Source organism: Paenibacillus sp. FSL R10-2796 (assembly GCF_037965315.1).
In the GTDB taxonomy this organism is placed as follows: domain Bacteria; phylum Bacillota; class Bacilli; order Paenibacillales; family Paenibacillaceae; genus Paenibacillus_AQ; species Paenibacillus_AQ odorifer.
Window position 1 is genome coordinate 5567214 of the sequence record NZ_CP150178.1, and the last position, 18623, is coordinate 5585836.

Here is an 18623-nt window from a genome sequence, read left to right on the forward strand (position 1 = left end):
CATATTCTCCGTAATAAGGCCCTGTCTCCTTCTCTGGGAGATCTGGAAGGAGACAGGGAGCTTTAATTGGCCAAATCAAGTGGATCCGTTACAGGCACCTTACGGCTTATACGCGCGCCAAGCTTCTGAAACAGCTTCTCTATTCCATCATAACCACGGTCAATGTGATGCGCTTGCTCAACGACCGTAGTCCCTTGTGCAGCAAGCCCGGCAATGACCAGAGCTGCACCCGCCCGCAAATCAGTAGCTTCCACAGTAGCACCATACAATCTCTGAACGCCGCGAATAAACGCACGATTCAAATCGATAGAAATGTCAGCACCCATCCGGGCCATTTCTTCCACATGTTTGAACCGTCCCTCAAACACCGTCTCCTTGATCACACTAAAACCATCGGCGAGCGACAGCAGCACCATGACCTGAGATTGCAGATCCGTCGGGAAAGAAGGATAAGGAGAGGTTACAATTCTCTCAACCGCACGCGGACGCCCCATGCAGCTGACATTAATTATATCATTGCATACTGTGATTTGAACACCAGCCCGCTTAAGCACATGAATAAGCGAAGTCAGATGCCCGGCGTTCGTATGTGTCAAGGTCACATTCCCACGTGTAGCTGCCGCAGCAATCATTACAGTTCCAGCCACTATCCGGTCTGGGATTACCTCGTACGTACAGGGATATAAGTTTTTGACACCCTGGATCGTAATGGTATCCGTGCCTGCACCGATAATCTGAGCACCCATACTATTCAAAAATTGCTGTAAATCCTGTATTTCCGGCTCTCTTGCTGCTCCCGATATCGTCGTTGTCCCCTCTGCCTTGGCGGCAGCCATCATAATATTCTCCGTGGCTCCAACACTTGGATAGTCGAGATGAATATCACTCCCTACAAGCTTTGAGCCCCGACAGGATATTCGTCCGTTGCTTTCCTCGATCTCCGCCCCCAGTGCTTTAAGACCCTGCAAATGAAGATCGATTTTACGCTCCCCGATCGCACAGCCACCAGGCTGATAGATCGTTACCTCACCAAATCTGGATAACAGCGGTCCCATTAAAAAAATGGAAGATCTCATCTGCCGCATCAAATCCTCAGGTACATGAGATGTCCCCACGGCTGACGTATCTATCGTCACCGTATCCTCTTGATGCACGCACCTGCAGCCCAGCCGATCCAAGATGTCTAGCATAGTCTCGATGTCCAGCAGCTTCGGCACATTATGCAGTGAGTGAACTCCTTCGGCCAGCAGGCTTGCCGCTAGAATCGGCAGCGCCGCATTTTTTGCTCCATGGATACGAATGGTGCCTGACAGGGGACTTCCACCCTCAATCACCAATTTGTCCAATGTATCACCTCCGAGATTACCGCTCACCCACCACAAACACTTCCGATACAAGGTCATATGAAATGTACAAGATTATCCTGCACTACCTTTCAGGTTAGGAAGTGTCCTGGGTGATTGTCACGATTATAGGATTATCCTATGTTCGTTCCTCCAAGTGTGTGACAGAGAGCTGCCAATAAGGAAAAACCTCTCAAAGGTTAATGGCTTAAGACTGTTTACCGGCTAGTCTTCGGAGTTCGTTAGTGACAATGGCAGCAGAATCCCTTTTGCCCAGTCGTTTGGAAGCCTCGGACATTTTTTGGCGTACAGCTTCAGTTCCAATGATTGCTTGCACAGCTTCATAAAGCGCCTTACCATTCAAATCCTTCTCAAGCAGCACCACAGCGGCTCCTTCGCGTTCCAGCTGTCTTGCATTCGCCTCTTGGTGATTATTCGTCACATTAGGAGAAGGGATAAGTACAGAAGGAATGCCCAGCGCTGTAATCTCAGCGAGAAAGGATGCCCCCGCCCGATTTACGATTAAGGAGGTACAAGCCAAGACCTCCGGCATATTGTGAACATAAGGTAGGACATGCAGCCAGTTCGGTGTGCTACCCAGCTTCTGACGCAATTCAGCACGGGTATCCTCAAAATAAGGCTCACCTGTAACGTAAACATAATGAACACCATTACCCTTACCCACAAATGGGGCCATTTCAATCATGGCTTTATTAATAGCCTTAGCCCCTTGACTGCCGCCAACAACCAAAACAACCGTGCTGTTATCCGGAATGCCCAGCGAGGCAAACCCCCGTTGCGGACTAGCCGTAGTAACGGTCGTTGCCCGAGGATTACCTGTGTAGATTACGTGCTTGCTCCCCGGAAAAGCAGATTCTGTCCCTTCAAAGCTTACGGCCACTGTACTCGCGTAACGACTTAGAAAACGATTTGTTAAACCAGGGATAGCATTTTGCTCATGGATCAAGGTTGGGATGCCCAGCCGGGATGCAGCGTAAACGACTGGACCACATACATAACCACCTGTACCAATTACAACATCAGGCTTAAACTCTCTTAACATTTCTTTGGAAGCCTTAACGCCCTTTAAAAAACGCATCACCGTCTTGACGTTGTCCATGGACAGCTTGCGCCGAAAGCCAGTGATGTCGATAGATTTGAAAGGGATATTCTCTTGGGGAACAAGCTTGCTCTCTAAGCCACGCGTTCCACCAATATACAGGAAGGTAGATTCACTATCTTCTGATTCCAGTTGTCTAGCAACAGCGACTGCGGGATAGATATGACCACCCGTGCCTCCGCCGCTTAATACGATACGCATGTCTTTCACCTCGCATAACGGGATAAGTTCAATAGAATGCCCAGGGAGGTTAACATCAGTGTAAGCGAAGAACCTCCATAGCTAATCAGAGGAAGCGTAATGCCTGTTACAGGCATCAGACCAATGACCACACCAATATTAATAATGACTTGCACAGCCACCATACAGACGATGCCAACGGCCAAATAGCTCCCAAAACGGTCAGGCAGACTCATCGCCACCTTCATTCCGCGCCAGATTAGAATAAGAAACAGGATCAACACTGCCAAACCACCGATAAACCCCAGTTCCTCGGCCAATATAGAAAAAATAAAATCGGTCTGCGGCTCAGGTACATAACTGTACTTCTGCCGGCTCATTCCAAGTCCGAGACCCCCGAGCCCTCCAGGCCCAATCGCGTATAGCGACTGAATAATCTGGTAGCCTGCACCGAGGGGATCGGACCAAGGATCAAGAAAAGCGGTGATCCGCTGCAACCGGTAAGGTGCTGCGGCAACCAAAGCAACAAAACCAGCCACCCCAGCTACTCCTAGTGAGAGTAGATGTTTCATTCTTGCCCCAGCTGTAAAGACCATCATCAAGGCTGCGCCAAACATAACTGTACCTGTACCCAGATCCGGCTGGAGCATAATCAGTGCAAAAGCTGATCCGATAAGCGCTAACGGGGGAAGTAAGCCACGAGTGAAGGAGGTGATATCATACTCTTCTTTTCCCAGCCAATTCGCCAGAAATAGAATCATCCCCATCTTCATGAACTCGGAGGGCTGAATCCCGAAGGAGCTGATTCCGAGCCAGCTGCGCGCTCCCCCGCGAACTACACCAATGCCGGGAATAAGCACCATAACGAGCAGGATAAAGCAGACAATCAGTGCCGGCTTAGCCAGCTTTTTTAACACTTTGTAGTCTGTATTCGCTGTAACAAACATTGCAACAAGTCCCAGTCCTGCAAACAAAAGCTGCCTCTTTACAAAGTAAAACGAATCTCCATAATTGCGGAAGCCTAAAACAGATCCGGCGCTGTATACCATCACCATGCCGATCACCAGCAGAGAAAGAATGGGAATCAGCAACCAAATATCGGGAGCATGACGAGTTTTGTTCATCAGGAGCACACCTCTTGCATCCGTAGTAGGGGCTTATCCACCCCCCTACTTAAAGGTTATGCACCGCCTCTTTAAAAATACACCCGCGCTCTTCATAGGATGTAAACATATCCCAACTAGCACATGCAGGAGACAGGAGAACGATATCTCCTTCTTCCGCCAGAGCGGAAGCTTCCCGCACAGCTGCTTGCAGCACGGCGGCGGCGCTCTCCCCATTATCGACGGAGATAATCTGCTTTAATCCTGCCAGCTGTGCTACATTTATTAGCTTGACCTTGGTTTGTCCTAACGCCACCAAAGCTTTGACGCGTCCGCTCAGGACAGGCAGCAGCTCCATATAATCGGAGCCACGGTCTAATCCGCCAGCGATCAATACCACCGGCCGCTGAAACGATGTCAAAGCCGTAATTGTCGCTTTGGAGTTCGTTGCTTTGGAATTGTTATAATAAGCGGCTCCAGCCTTATCAGCTACATACTCCAGGCGGTGCTCCACACCGCGAAAAGAAGAAAGCACTTTGCTTAATAGAGAGGGGTCCGCTCCAGCGGCAATAGCAATTCCACAGGCAGCCAGCGCATTCCCCACATTAAAGCGACCCGGAAGGGCGATGGAATCCACATCCGCGATTATCGTTTCCTTGTCCGCAGATTCGCGATAGATAATGTGGCGCTTCAGCTCATCATCTTGCCCCGTAATGTAGGACGGGCTAACAAATACTCCATGAGGCAGCTCCTCAAACAAGGAGAATGGAAGAATCGAAGCCTTCATATAGGGTACAAGTTCCCGGCAGACAGGATCATCCCAGTTCAGCACTGCTGTATCCGTAGCTAATTGATTAGCGAACAGCTTGGTTTTGGAATCCACATAATCTTTCATGCTTCCATGATAATCCAGATGGGTCTCTGCAATATTCAGCAGACAGCCTATCTTAGGGCGGAAGGTCTCCGTACCTTTAAGTTGAAAGCTGCTAAGCTCAACTACCATCCAGTTATCCTCGGTAGCCTCTTGTGCAGCCTGACAGAGAGGCGTACCAATGTTGCCCGCAATTATAGGGTTCATTCCCGCAGCTTCCAGCATATGGCCTACCCAGGTCGTCGTTGTCGTCTTACCATTGGAACCCGTGATCCCGATCATCGGCGCTGCACAAAGTCGATATGCCACCTCTACCTCTGTGACCACTTCAATTCCAAGCTCAATTGCCTTTTGTACAGGAGGCGCAGAATAAGGAATGCCTGGATTCTTGATTACCAGACTTACACCTTCATGAATAAGACCTTCCGGATGCCCACCGCATATAACACAAATTCCCAAAGATTCCAATTCGGAAGCTTCGGGACTTTGATCTCTTTCCTTTTTATCGTTCACCGTAACTACAGCGCCGCGTTCATGCAGCACTTTAGCCACCTGGACACCGCTTTTAGCAAGCCCAAGAACCACAACTTCTTCACCACGATACTTATCTGGATGTTTCATTCTCTACAACCCCTTGCTAATAAATAGTCCCACAGCAGCCAACACCAAGCTAACCGCCCAGAACGAAATTACCACACGCCACTCCGACCAGCCACCAAGCTCAAAATGATGGTGAATCGGGCTCATTCTGAATACACGTTTGCCACGGGTTTTAAATGAAACGACTTGAATCACAACGGACAACATTTCAATTACAAAAACACCGCCAATGATGAGAAACAGCAGCTCACTCTTCGTGACAATAGCAATAGCACCTATCGCGCCACCAATACCAAACGAACCCGTATCCCCCATAAATACTTTAGCAGGGTGGGCATTAAACACAAGAAAGCCAAGTACAGCACCAATCATTGCCGCAGCACATACACCTGCCGCAATAGACGTAGCCTGCATTGCCACCACCGCGTATGCGGCCAAAGCAATGGCGCTAACCCCGGACAACAGTCCATCGACTCCATCTGTAAAGTTAACGGCATTCGTCACTGCCATCATCATAATAATGATGAATGGATAATAGAACCAGCCACCCCAATCAAAGCTGAAATCAGTACCTGGAACGCTGATACTTGTACTGTGTCCGGCATAGATCAGAAGACCGCACATTAAAGCACCAACCAGCAGCTGTCCAAATAACTTTTGACGTGCTGTGAGCCCTAAGGAACGCTTAAACACAATTTTGATATAGTCATCCAAAAATCCAATCAATCCAAAACCAAGCGTAGCTACAAGCAGTACATAAAAATCTGTATTCACCACAGAAAATTTCAGATAAGACAAGGTAAAAGCTACGATAATCACGATACCGCCCATAGTCGGCGTTCCCGCTTTCTTCAAATGGGTTTGCGGTCCGTCATCTCGCACCTGCTGTCCGAATTTCATCCTGCGCAGAAGCGGAATGAAGAGCGGAGCGGCAATGACCGCAAGGATAAAGGAAACAGCAATAGTCAATAACAATAGTTGATAATCCATGGGTACACCCCCTCCAATGATTTAGGTCTGTTGAATATCTTTATTTAGGCTCTGAAGCACTTCCTCGAGCTTCATCCCTCTTGATCCTTTAAATAGAACAATATCCTTAGCACTGCATTTCTCTAGAAGGACAGCGGTTAGTTCCGCTTTATCTGTAAAAGCTTTTACGCGCTCTTTGCCGAATTTCTCTTCTGCTGCTTTGGCAATATGAACGGATAATGGTCCGTAAGTACATACAAAATCAGTTAATGAAGGGTCAAGGTAGTAGCCTATTTCTTGATGAAATTCTACTTCCTCCGGCCCAAGTTCCAGCATGTCCCCGAGCACAGCGATTTTATTGCCACTGCATTTCATAGATTGCAGGACATCTATAGCCGCCTTCATAGAAGTAGGGCTGGCATTATAAGCATCGTTTAAAAGCGTAAGTCCGGAGGAAGTCCGAATCACTTCAATCCGCATGCCCGTCAACTTGAGCCTGCTGAGACCCTCCTTCATATTCTGCTCCGTAACCCCAAAATGACGAGCAACCGCTAGTGCAGCCAGAGCGTTAACAACGTTATGCTGACCTGGCAGCGGTAATGTAAAAGCATGTTCCTTATGACGGCTTGACGTGAACGTCATGCCACCAGTATGGGACATCATCCCTGTTGGATAATCATCATTATCCTCATTTAGACCAAATCGGAAGGTTCTCATCCCTTCTGGAGCCTTAAAAGTGGACTCTTGCATTACCTCAGTCAGCAGCGGTTCGTCACCATTATAAATCAGCAATCCCCCCGGCTTCAGCCCTTCAGCAATCTCCAGCTTGGCGCGGGCTATTTCTTTACGTGACCCCAGCTGCAGTAAATGCGACTCGCCTACATTAGTAATTACCGCTACGTCTGGTTCAGCCAAAGAAGCCAGCAGAGCAATTTCTCCCCGCGAGCTCATCCCCATTTCAAGTACAGCGATCTCTGTATCCTCAGCCATGGATAAAATAGTAAGCGGAAGACCGATATGATTATTGAAATTCCCTGCTGTCTTATGCACTTTGAACTGCACTTCAAGCAGAGACATAATGATATCTTTTGTTGTTGTTTTCCCGTTGCTGCCCGTAACAGCGACAACCTGTGGAGCCACTTCCTTCAGATAAGCAGCGGACAACTTCTGAAGAGCCTCTAGTGTATCTTCAACAATAATAACTCCGCCACCTTCAGGAACCGGTCCTTTATCGCGTTGCCACAAGGTTGCACCCGCACCAGCAGCCAGTGCTGCGGCAGCATAGTGGTGACCATCGAATTTGTCTCCAGATAGAGGCACAAACAGGCAGCCGGGTGTGATCTTACGGGAGTCGGTAACGACTCCCGTAAGGGTTGTATTCATAGCTTCGACAGCAGCAGGTTCCCCTGCGCACATGGCAGCAATATTTTCAAGCGTTCTTGTAATCAATAGTTTCGGCCCCTTATAACTTCTTTAGCGACGATGCGGTCATCGAAATCATGAACCACTCCGCCAATCAGTTGATAGGTCTCATGACCTTTCCCCGCAATCAATACTACATCGCCAGGGCTTGCCATTTCAATAGCCTTCCCGATAGCTTCTCGGCGATCAACAATCATATGATACCGGTCAGAGGTGACTCCATCCTCTATTAGTCCTGCTTCTATATCCTTCAAGATTAGTTGAGGGTCCTCCGTCCGGGGGTTGTCAGAAGTTACGAATACCATGTCGCTATATCGTGCAGCGATCTTCCCCATTAATGGACGTTTCGTCCGGTCTCTGTCACCGCCACAGCCAAATACTGTAAGCACTTTGCCGGTAGCAAATTCGCAGACCGTTTTTAATACATTCTCTAGCCCGTCTGGTGTATGTGCGTAGTCAACGATAACAGCAAATTCTTGACCTTCATCCACTGACTCCACCCGTCCAGCTACACCATCGATTGCCTCAAGACTAGTCTTGATATCAGCCAGAGAGACATCTTCCAATAAAGCAGCTGTAATCGCCGCGAGTGCATTGTAGACATTGAACTTACCAACCATACGGAGCGAAATGTCCGTCTTCCCCTTAAACGTATCTACATGGAAAAAAGTTCCTTTTGCGGTGATCGATATTTGCGAAGCTCGGACATTAGCGTTGTTATCAATGCCATATGTAATCACTTCCGCCGCAGTTTGGGCTGCAAAATATTGACTGGCTTCATCATCCGCGTTCAACACCGCATATTTGCGTTCTTCCTTCCACGGAGAGATCACATTTCCCAATCTGGAGAAAAAGAGCCCTTTAACCGCCCGATACTCCTCCATTGTATGATGATAATCCAGATGATCTTGGGTTAAGTTCGTAAAAATTGCCGTACGGAAGTCCGCACCCTTCACACGTCCTTGCTGAAGTGCGTGAGAGGATACTTCCATTACGCAACATTCCACACCTTTGGAAGCCATATCATGAAGGGAACGCTGCAGATCTAGCGATTCTGGAGTTGTGCCTGACATAGGGTAGCTTTTGCCGTCATAGCGCATTTGAATCGTTCCAATCAGACCTGTCTTCATATTCTGATCCTGCATAATCCGCTCAATGAGATAAGTCGTTGTTGTTTTGCCGTTTGTGCCCGTCACTCCGATCATTCTCATCCGGCTGCTAGGTGAGCCAAAGAAAGCATTCGACATGACAGACATCGCAAACCGGCAGTCATCCACAACAATCTGCGGGATATCAAGCTCCAGCTTGTGCTCACATACAATAGCCGCCGCTCCGGAGGCTACTGCTTGCGGCGCATATTTGTGCCCGTCCACGGTGTGGCCAGGCAAACAAATGAATAGATCTCCCGGGCCTACACGGCGGGAATCCGTCTGAAGATCAGTAATCTCCACATCTCCATCCCCGTATAGTTGCGAAGTAGCAAGACAAGCAGATAATTCGTTAACTTTCATAGTAATCCCTCACTCTACATTTTCGGATACGAGCTGAAACCTTATACCTTAATCATTATTCACTAGATGCTCCCATATAAATCCTGATGGTTGAGCCCTGTTCTACTCTGGCCCCAGCCTTAGGAGCTTGATTGATGACCGTATTTCCTGTGCCTGAACGTGCAAGATTAAAATTCATATTTAAATCCTCATAGATATCCTGCACCGTTGCTCCGGTAAGATCAGGTACGGTCACTATCGGAGTTTCGCCATACTTATAAGTTTTGGGAAGCTGATCACTGCGCTCCGGAATCTTCATATAGTGCAGCGAGTCTTCCAAAATATTTTGCACGATTGGAGCTGCAACCACACCCCCAAATTGAATCCCTTTCGGATTATCCACGGCAGTGTACACAACGATCTGAGGATCATCCGCTGGTGCAAAGCCAATAAAAGAAACAATGTGCTCTGTTGGAGAATAACGTCCATTTACAACCTTCTGTGCAGTACCCGTCTTGCCACCTACACGATAGCCGTCAATAAAAGCCGGCCGTCCTGTGCCTTTGGCAACCACGCTCTCAAGTGCTGCCCGCACCTTCTTGGATGTTTCCTCCGAAATGACCTGCCGCACAAGCTCTGGCTTCACCTCTGATACAGTCTCTCCAGTAACCGGGTTAACCCATGCTTTTGTTACATGAGGTTTATAGAGATTACCGCCGTTGATAGCCGCGGATACCGCAGCAATCTGCTGAATAGGCGTAACCGAAACCCCTTGACCAAAGGCTGTAGTCGAAAGCTCTACCGGACCTACTTGATTAAGCTTGAACAGAATACCATTAGCTTCCCCATTCAGATCAATTCCCGTTTTGCTGCCAAAACCAAAATCACGAATATATTTGAAAAGTGATTCTTTTCCCAGCCGTTGCCCTAAGGCGACAAACCCAGGGTTACAGGAGTTCTCAACTACCTGTAGAAAGGTTTGACTACCATGACCGCCCTTTTTCCAGCAGCGCAGCTTTGCGCCCGCCACCTCGATAAACCCCGGATCATAGAAATGATCGTTCTGAAGATCTACTTTACCTTCCTGCAGCGCAGCAGCCAGAGTGATGATTTTGAACGTTGAACCAGGTTCATAGGTCATCCAGATAGGCAGATTCCGGTTGTAAATCTGCGCATCATATTCCTTGTATGATGCTGGTTCATACCCCGGTCTGCTAGCCATGGCTAGTATCTCACCATTCTTCGGATTCATAGCTATAGCCCAAGCACCCTGCGCCTGATATTTTACCATAGCCTGATCAAGCTCACGTTCCATAATGGACTGGATCTGTTTATCAATCGTCAGCTCCAGATTAAGTCCGTCTTGAGGGGCAGAATATTTCTCAGATGAGCCAGGCATAAGTCTTCCGCCCGCATCAGACAAATAAGAAATATTGCCGGCTATACCTTTGAGCAGATTGTCATATATACTCTCTACTCCTGTAATACCCTGGTTATCTATACCTGTGAAGCCTAGAATATGCGCGGCTAAATCGCCGTAAGGGTAATACCTTTTGCTATCCTCAGCGACAACGATGCCCGGCAGCTGCAAATCACGGATGCTCGCGGCAAGATCCATCGTAATTTTGCGGCCGCCGGGCTGAAGTTTCACCGACATTTCTTTTTTGGACAGCAATGTCATCAGCTTCTCCTCAGTCATCCCAAGCAGTGGAGCTAATTGCTGTGCTGTCTTTTGCTTCTCTTTTACCTGCACCGGTACTGCATACACTGTAGGTGTGGTGATATTAGAAACGAGCGGCACACCTTCACGATCCATAATTTCACCACGTTTAGCGGTAAAAGGAATATTGCGGCGCAAGGAATCTTCTACCTTCGCAGTCAATTCCTCGCCTTGAGATAATTGCACATACGCAAGACGCACGACCAGCGAACCGAATAACACTGCCAGTCCCAGCAATGTCCACAGCATTCTCCGCCGTGTTACGACTTTGGAAACCTTCATTCCGTTCTCCCCCACTTTCAACAATAGACATGAGCTCTTATCTTCATGACTATTCGGGACAAACAGGGGTTAGAACAAGCTATGTTCCGCTCTCGGAATCTGTCCCCTCATCAGCAGGCGGGGCCACGGGAATATCTTCGCCATAATCATTTAATGGCTTCATTTTCAAAGTGACCAAGGTCTTGCCATTTTGCGTGCCTACAATCTGTTCTGAGACGTAACCTTCACCGTCTACCGCAATCTCTACTTTTAGTAGAGTTAGAATTTCAAGTGCATCACGCAGGGATTCCCCTTTTAAATCTGGAATGGTAGGCTGAGCCCCCTGTGGACTTAATAAATAGATCCGTTGCCCTGTAGCAAGCTTCGTACCTGCCTCAGGATATTGACTCTCTACAGTAGATCCTTCACCGACCACTACATAATCGAAGCCTTGATCCAAAAGTGCTTCTCTTGCTTCCTTCATCGTCTTGTCTGTTAGATCTGGTGTAGTCCGAAGTGCGACTGTTTCAGTCTTAGCCGGCTTTTTGCTGCTGCTATCACTAGCCTCAGACGCCAGCTTAGGTACTCCCATGTATTGCAGAGACTGGGATACAATCTCTTTAAATACTGGAGCAGCTGCCTTACCGCCGCCAACCTCAACGTTCGGTTCGTCAATAATGACAATAACAGCGATCTTTGGATCATCAACAGGAGCATAACCAATAAAGGAGACAAGTACTTTGGATTTCACATAATCCTTTCCTTCAACCTTGATAGCCGTTCCTGTCTTACCTGCCACACGATAGCCGTCAATATAAGCGTTGCGGCCTGTTCCTTTTACTTGGTCAGCAACAACCTGCTCCAAATATTCACCCGTTTTCTTGGCGCTTTCCTCATCAATCACCTGACGCACTACACTAGGCTGAGTAACCTTTGTCTCACCAGTGTTAGGGTTTGTGACCTCCTTAACTACATACGGAGTCATCAACTTCCCCCCATTAGCGATAGCAGATACGGCAACGAGCTGCTGAAGTGGGGTTACTAGCACTTTTCCGTGTCCATATGCGAGTGTCGCAATTTCTATAGGACGTCCAACATTAGGGTTAACGACTCCGCTTGCTTCTCCTGGCAGATCGATTCCCGTTTTCTCATTGAAGCCAAAATCATTGATATACTGTAATAGTTTGTCCTGTCCGAGCATTTCATATAGCTTAACGAATAGAACGTTACTAGAACGTTTCACACCTTCAAGAAAACTGATTTGCCCCCATCCAGCATGATTAATATCATGCAGGGCCTTACTATATCCCTTTATCCGGATGGACCCGGACAAAAATGTCGCAACAGGATCAAAAAGCTTCTCTTCTACTGCGGCGGCAAGCGTTACAATTTTGAAGGTGGAACCAGGCTCATAAGTAGATTTAATAGCATGATTATAGAATCCTGCCCCTTCAGCCCCGGTCTTCCAAAATTCATTTGGATTATAGGTAGGCATATTGGCTAATCCCAAAATCTCCATCGTGTTCGGATCAGCAGCAATGACACTCATACTTTTTGGCTTATATTGCGCATACGCCTTTTGCATGGCCTCTTCTATATAATGCTGGATCGTACTATCGATTGTAAGCTTGAAATTACTTCCATTTACTACTGGCTTATAGGTATCTTGTGAATCCGGCAATTTTACCCCTTGACCGTCACTTTGATAAAGCAGCTTGCCATCGGCACCCTTAAGCTCCGTATCAAAGTATTTTTCCAGTCCCATGATAGCATTGCCGTCCCTATCTGTATAACCTAAGATATGTGCAGCTAATTCATCTTTTGGATAATATCGTTTCTGCTCTCTAACAAGCCCAATACCGGTCTCTTGAATTTTATGTTCTTTACCTAGGGCTACATAAAATTCTTTCACCTTATCGGCAAGCTCCTGATCAATCTTCCAGCCTTCATTACGAATTTCCCGGTTCTTGAGGTAAGCACCCGTCTTTTCGTCCTTGGCTTCAACCAGCTTACGCAGCTCATCCTCTGGTTTGCCGAGCAATTCGTGTAATCCTGTGATTACCTCTTCCCCGATGCCTTGTTGTTGAATCACTTCAGGATTCACCACCACGGTATAAGCAGGGACATCGCTAGCGAGCACACTCCCGTTACGGTCAGAAATCGTACCTCGCTCCGCTTTGATAGTTGAGGTATGCGCCCAAAGCGTGGCGGCCTTTTCCTGCCATTCCTCACCTTGCATAACTTGAATCCAGAACACTCTAACGATCAAAACAAGAAAAAAGAGGGTAATACACCCTCCTATAAACAGCGTGCGAAGTTTTATTCTTTTCAGCATAAGCGAACCTCACAACTTTTTTTATTGCGATCTTGCCAATCGCTCACTAATTATCACCCGGAGTCGTTGCCGAGCTTGCCGGAATATAGATTGTTGCATTCTCATCCGGGGACACATAACCAAGATCCCGTGCTTTTTGGGCGACTTTCTGCTCTAGATTCTGCTTTTCCATCTGATACGTAGAAATCTGCTTCTTGGCTGTTGCAATATCCTGATCTAATTTCTGAGCCTGCAAGTTCAAATCATAAATTTGGACGTAACGTGAAATCAGGGTGATCGCCACCAGAACGCATACTCCTAGCGTCAGCATATACAAAAGTTTCTCTTGCAGCGGAAGTACTCTTCGTCTGGTAACTACTTTTGTCTTCTCGCGGTAAAGGGGGTTTACCTCTTCTTTTCTTTTGGGCTGAACTGCTAAATTGCCGCGGGTATAGGCCATCTCTGACTCTCCTTTATCGTCAATTACAATTTTTCTGCAATGCGCAGCTTAGCTGAGCGGGCTCGGGTATTAAGCTCAAGCTCTTCTTCAGAAGGCACAAGCGGTTTACGATTGATTAACTTAAGCGTGCCTTTCGCGCCGCATACGCAAAACGGAAAGTCAGGCGGGCATGTACATCTGCTTAAATAGCTGCTAAAAATTTGCTTGCAAATTCGGTCTTCGAGCGAATGAAAGGTGATGACGGATACTCTGCCTCCTGGTGCAAGGCAACGTACTGCACTATGTAGCCCTTCTTCAAAAGCACCCAATTCGTCATTCACAGCAATCCTTAATCCTTGAAAGCTACGTTTAGCGGGATGCCCTCCTGTTCTTCGAGCAGCTGCCGGGATACCTTCCTTGATCAGTTCTGCTAATTCTCCTGTTGTCTCAATAGGAGCTTCTTCTCTTCTGTCTACAATTTTTCTAGCGATTCTCCGCGAGAATTTCTCTTCTCCATATTGGAAAAGAACACGGGCAATCTCCTGCTCGGACCATGTATTCACAATTTCAGCAGCCGTCAAAAGTGCTGACTGATCCATGCGCATGTCCAGCGGAGCATCATGATTGTAACTAAAGCCTCGTTCCCCTTCGTCAAACTGGGGAGAGGATACGCCAAGATCAAAGAGCACTCCATCTACTTGGGGAATACCATCTGTTTGTGGCACAAAGGGCACATCCTTAAGTACACTCTCCAGATCACGGAAGTTAGTCTTAATCGTCACAACCTTGTCTCCGTATTCCGCTAATCTTTCTTTTGCGTTCTCCAAAGCCCAATCATCTTGATCCAAACAGATTAAACGGCCTTCGCCGCTAAGCTTTGAAGCGATAAGTGAGCTGTGACCCGCTCCACCGAGAGTGCAATCTACATAGATTCCGTCTTTTTTGATGTGCAGCCCTTCTGTCGCTTCTTCCTTAAGCACCGTGATGTGGTGAAACAAGCTGCATCCCTCCAGGACAGTATTCGTTATTGTGTTTTATAGATCAAAATTGAAATCCACCAATTTCTCAGCGATTTCGTTGAACGATTCCTCGGACTGTTCGAAGTACTGTTCCCAAAGCTCTTTGTTCCAGATTTCCACCCGGTTCGAAACGCCCAGAATGACACAGTCTTTGTCCAGTTTGGCATACTGCCGTAAATTGGCCGGCAGATTTACCCTTCCCTGCTTATCCCAAACACATTCAGTTGCACCTGAGAAAAAAAAGCGGCTAAATGCGCGGGCATCTGATTTCATCAGCGAAAGGCTTTTAAGCTTTTGTTCCATGATTGCCCATTCTTCCATGGGATAAACAAACAGGCAGGAGTCTAGGCCGCGGGTCGTCACGAAGGAGGTTCCGAGCAATTCACGGAGTTTAGCCGGAATAATGATTCGGCCTTTGTCGTCAATGCTGTGTTGATACTCTCCCATGAACATCCTTTTTCCCACCCCTAATCCCCGAATCCCCACTTTACCCCACTTTTCACCACTTAAGCATAATAGATTCGCCATTAAAAATCAAAAACCTTTTTCTGGCCAAGGAAATTTTTCCTAAATCAGATAGCTCGTTTCCCGAAAAACATTTCTCCACAGAAATAAGCCATACAATCGGAATCTTGTCCGTTGCATGGCTTTGTTAAAAAAGTTGCTTCAGTTCAAGGTACACTGGTTAATACACTTTATTGTTATGCGTTCGGTTATTAATCGTTCAAATTCCAGCTGTCCAAATAATCCACTTGTGCCGGAGTGAGGCTATCGATGTTAATGCCCAGACTTTCCAGCTTATAACGTGCTACTTGCTCATCCAGCTCATAAGGAACATTTTCAACTTTTACGCCAATGCTCTTATAATTATCATTTACATATTTCAGCGACAGTGCCTGGAGTGCAAAGGTTGTATCCATAATTTCAGCAGGGTGACCATCAGCAGCACCCAGATTTACAAGTCTGCCTTCAGCAAGCAGATATAATTTACGTCCGTCACGAAGCTGGTACTCTTCGATATTTTTGCGAACGGTACGTTGGGATACGGATCTTTCCGACAGCTCAGGCTTATTCACTTCAACGTCGAAATGGCCCGCGTTGCACATGATTGCTCCATCCTTCATCACATCATAATGTTCACCGCGAATTACATAACGGTTACCAGTTACTGTAACGAAGAAATCACCAACCTTAGCTGCTTCCAGCATTGGCATTACTTCAAAACCGTCCATATGTGCTTCAACGGCTTTAATCGCATCAACTTCTGTGACAACTACTTTTGCTCCAAGTCCTTTGGCGCGCATGGCAACACCTTTACCACACCAGCCGTAACCGACAACAACTACTGTTTTGCCCGCTACGATAAGGTTGGTTGTGCGAATAATTCCATCCCATGCCGATTGACCAGTGCCATAACGGTTATCAAACAAATATTTGCAGTAGGCATCATTAACCGCGACCATTGGGAACTTCAATACGCCTTGCTTTTGCAGAGCTTTTAAACGAATAATCCCGGTAGTTGTTTCTTCAGCACCCCCGCGAATATTCTCCATCAGATCAGGACGCTCCGAATGCAGCAATGTAGCAAAATCCCCACCGTCATCAATAATCAAGTCCGGTTTGCTCTCCAGTGCTTTGATATTAAGGGCTTTAAATTCTTCAGGAGATGGATTGTATTTAGCAAATACTGTGATTCCATCCTCCACAAGCGCTGCACATACATCATCCTGTGTAGATAGTGGATTCGAACCTGTAATGGTTACATCTGCACCACCAGCTTTGACAACCTTCGCCAAATAAGCGGTTTTAGCTTCCAAATGCAATGTGATCGATACTTTCAGACCTTTAAATGGCTGTTCTGCTTCAAACTGCTCACGAATACGGTTCAGTACCGGCATATGCTGGCGAACCCAGTCGATTTTCAAATGCCCTTCCGGTGCGAGTGACATATCAGCCACGATACTATTTTGTTTAGATGAACTCATTATGAAACCTCCTAAAAGTTTTGTGGGAAATAACTCCAGTGATCTGCTTCGTACAAAACTCACTTCGTAAGCAAAAGCTTAGTTTTGTGGAAAGCGATACTTCCATTACATATAAATGATGCGATGTGTTCCACTGTAATCCGGTTCAACCGTCATTAACTCATCCAGCCAAGCAAGCCCGTACCGGTTCAAGTAATACATGATATTGTACACTCTTTCCTGCAGTTTACCCAGTGGCATTAACGACAGCTCGATTCGCTCCCATTGCCGGATTGCAGCTTCGTTCTGTTTTGCCATTGCATCTTGGGCTTTCGCCTGTAAAAAAGTAATTTGATCTAGAATCTTCTCTTTATTGTTATTCCCCAGCTTAAGCAGACCGGCCTGAACCGTTCCAAGCTGCTCAATCAGCGGTTCGTACATGGCGGCGAATGAGGTCTTGGTTTCTTCAAAACGACGTTCAATCCCCAGCTCATCCTGTGCGGCCAGCCATTCATGTCTTTTGTGATCCAGTCCTTGTCTTACATCCTCAAAGCTAAGTTGATATTTATCCATATGCTTGTGCAGCGTACCTTCTACGACAGTAAAAGACATTCTAGGGATAATTAACGGCATTTCTCCCCCAATGGTCTCAAACGCACGACGCGGAATGGCCCAGTAAGCAATCTCACCTTGACCCAGCACCGTTGCCAGAACAGGCAACACATAATCCTGCATAAGTGGACGTGTCAGCACATTATTGCTAAAGCGTTCCGGATGTGCCTGCACCTCCTCAAGTAATTCATCACGGGAAAAGGATACCTGACCCTTGCGATCCGTAAAGATTCCGTCCTTCTTGTGAAGCAGAAGCCGTGTACCTTCATGAATATAAAAGAGGTTGGCATTGCCAGCTGTAACATCAGCCTGAAGCTCATATCCGGCGCCCACAATATCAGAAGCAGAATTCATATACGCTGTTTCCAGTGCATCATTCTGCATAATTAGCGAAGTGAAAAATGGCTGTTCTAACTTACGTAAGTTGGGATCAGCAGAATCAAGCAGAATTAGACCAAATTTACCAAATAATGAACCCATCAGCTTGGCAAATGCATCCGTCATACTATCTGCTCTAAAAGAAGAAGTGCGAATGAATTCCATAATCTGCGGCTTAAAGTCGCTTTCCTGAAGCAGACCGTCTAACTGTTCTACTACCTGCTGCCAGCTTTCCTCTTCTACACGAATATCACTTACTGAGGAGCGTTTCTCTTCTGACTTTTCTATCTTAATCTTAGTAATCTCCTGCGTACGATTCAGTACATACGTATGATTCACTTCATCCCAGTCATGATCTTCACCTGCAATCCAGAATAAAGGAACTACCGGTCGGCCGAGTTGTTCAGCTGCTTCTTTTGCCGCCATAATGGTAGTTGCAGCTTTATATACCACTAACAGGGATCCAGTAAATAGTCCGCTTTGCTGCCCACCTGTCACCACTAATGTCCCCGGCTGCTCTAAGAGAGCCAGCGAAGCCATCACCGCATCATGCGAGTTATGCTTTTCATTATATTGACGTAGACATTCAGCAATCTGAGTCCGGTCGGCACGAAGGCTTTCTCTGCCGTCTAGCCACTCTGCCCTTCTACTTCTACTTTCTTTATTGCGGAAATCCCCACCGTACAAATGACTAACCTTTTCAAAATGATCTATATAGTCGCGCGAGAGTGCAGATCCACCCTTGAGCGGTTCCGTTACAATATTCATTTGCTAGTGCCTCCAGTTCTACTAAGCAGTTATATGTAAATCCAAGTTCG

At 46.9% G+C, this 18623-nt stretch carries 14 protein-coding genes; all 14 read right to left on the minus strand.

The features are described from left to right. Positions 1 to 62 precede the first annotated feature (62 nt). The gene (gene murA / locus NST58_RS24990; protein WP_036683642.1) at positions 63 to 1346 is read right to left on the minus strand and encodes a UDP-N-acetylglucosamine 1-carboxyvinyltransferase; all 1284 of its coding nucleotides are present in this window, start codon (positions 1344 to 1346) and stop codon (positions 63 to 65) included. 205 nt (positions 1347 to 1551) lie between these two features. Then, positions 1552 to 2664 (minus strand): undecaprenyldiphospho-muramoylpentapeptide beta-N-acetylglucosaminyltransferase, encoded by a 1113-nt coding sequence (gene murG, locus NST58_RS24995; RefSeq protein ID WP_076136524.1) that lies wholly within the window; start codon positions 2662 to 2664, stop codon positions 1552 to 1554. Between the two features lie 5 nt (positions 2665 to 2669). Continuing rightward, positions 2670 to 3767, minus strand: a complete 1098-nt coding sequence (gene spoVE / locus NST58_RS25000) for a stage V sporulation protein E (protein WP_036683647.1) — start codon at positions 3765 to 3767, stop codon at positions 2670 to 2672. 49 nt (positions 3768 to 3816) lie between these two features. Beyond that, entirely contained in the window at positions 3817 to 5238 is a 1422-nt protein-coding gene (murD, locus tag NST58_RS25005) for a UDP-N-acetylmuramoyl-L-alanine--D-glutamate ligase (RefSeq protein ID WP_339244509.1), read from the minus strand. Positions 5239 to 5241: 3 nt separating this feature from the next. Further along, complete coding sequence (gene mraY, locus NST58_RS25010; protein ID WP_036683653.1) at positions 5242 to 6207, minus strand: phospho-N-acetylmuramoyl-pentapeptide-transferase; 966 nt, start codon at positions 6205 to 6207, stop codon at positions 5242 to 5244. A gap of 21 nt (positions 6208 to 6228) precedes the next feature. Further along, positions 6229 to 7635: a UDP-N-acetylmuramoyl-tripeptide--D-alanyl-D-alanine ligase gene (gene murF, locus NST58_RS25015; RefSeq protein WP_076306391.1), complete on the minus strand. Its 1407-nt coding sequence runs from the start codon at positions 7633 to 7635 to the stop codon at positions 6229 to 6231. Beyond that, a complete protein-coding gene (locus tag NST58_RS25020) occupies positions 7632 to 9119 on the minus strand; it encodes a UDP-N-acetylmuramoyl-L-alanyl-D-glutamate--2,6-diaminopimelate ligase (protein WP_076192064.1) in 1488 nt (495 codons plus the stop codon). The genes murF and NST58_RS25020 overlap by 4 nt, the downstream gene beginning before the upstream one ends. A 55-nt stretch (positions 9120 to 9174) precedes the next feature. Continuing rightward, positions 9175 to 11100: a stage V sporulation protein D gene (locus tag NST58_RS25025; protein WP_076136530.1), complete on the minus strand. Its 1926-nt coding sequence runs from the start codon at positions 11098 to 11100 to the stop codon at positions 9175 to 9177. A 79-nt stretch (positions 11101 to 11179) separates the two neighbouring features. Then, positions 11180 to 13414 carry a penicillin-binding transpeptidase domain-containing protein gene (locus NST58_RS25030; protein ID WP_076192067.1) on the minus strand — a complete coding sequence of 745 codons (2235 nt, stop codon included), beginning with the start codon at positions 13412 to 13414 and terminating at the stop codon, positions 11180 to 11182. A 46-nt stretch (positions 13415 to 13460) separates the two neighbouring features. Beyond that, positions 13461 to 13853 carry a septum formation initiator family protein gene (locus NST58_RS25035; protein WP_036683668.1) on the minus strand — a complete coding sequence of 131 codons (393 nt, stop codon included), beginning with the start codon at positions 13851 to 13853 and terminating at the stop codon, positions 13461 to 13463. Between the two features lie 23 nt (positions 13854 to 13876). Beyond that, complete coding sequence (gene rsmH, locus NST58_RS25040) at positions 13877 to 14830, minus strand: 16S rRNA (cytosine(1402)-N(4))-methyltransferase RsmH (protein WP_036683671.1); 954 nt, start codon at positions 14828 to 14830, stop codon at positions 13877 to 13879. A 36-nt stretch (positions 14831 to 14866) separates the two neighbouring features. After that, positions 14867 to 15304 carry a division/cell wall cluster transcriptional repressor MraZ gene (gene mraZ, locus NST58_RS25045; protein WP_036683674.1) on the minus strand — a complete coding sequence of 146 codons (438 nt, stop codon included), beginning with the start codon at positions 15302 to 15304 and terminating at the stop codon, positions 14867 to 14869. 263 nt (positions 15305 to 15567) lie between these two features. Next, positions 15568 to 16839, minus strand: coding sequence for an adenosylhomocysteinase (locus tag NST58_RS25050; RefSeq protein ID WP_170914265.1), 1272 nt, complete (start codon positions 16837 to 16839; stop codon positions 15568 to 15570). A gap of 102 nt (positions 16840 to 16941) precedes the next feature. After that, a complete protein-coding gene (gene bshC / locus NST58_RS25055) occupies positions 16942 to 18573 on the minus strand; it encodes a bacillithiol biosynthesis cysteine-adding enzyme BshC (RefSeq protein ID WP_339244511.1) in 1632 nt (543 codons plus the stop codon). Between the last annotated feature and the right edge of the window lie 50 nt (positions 18574 to 18623).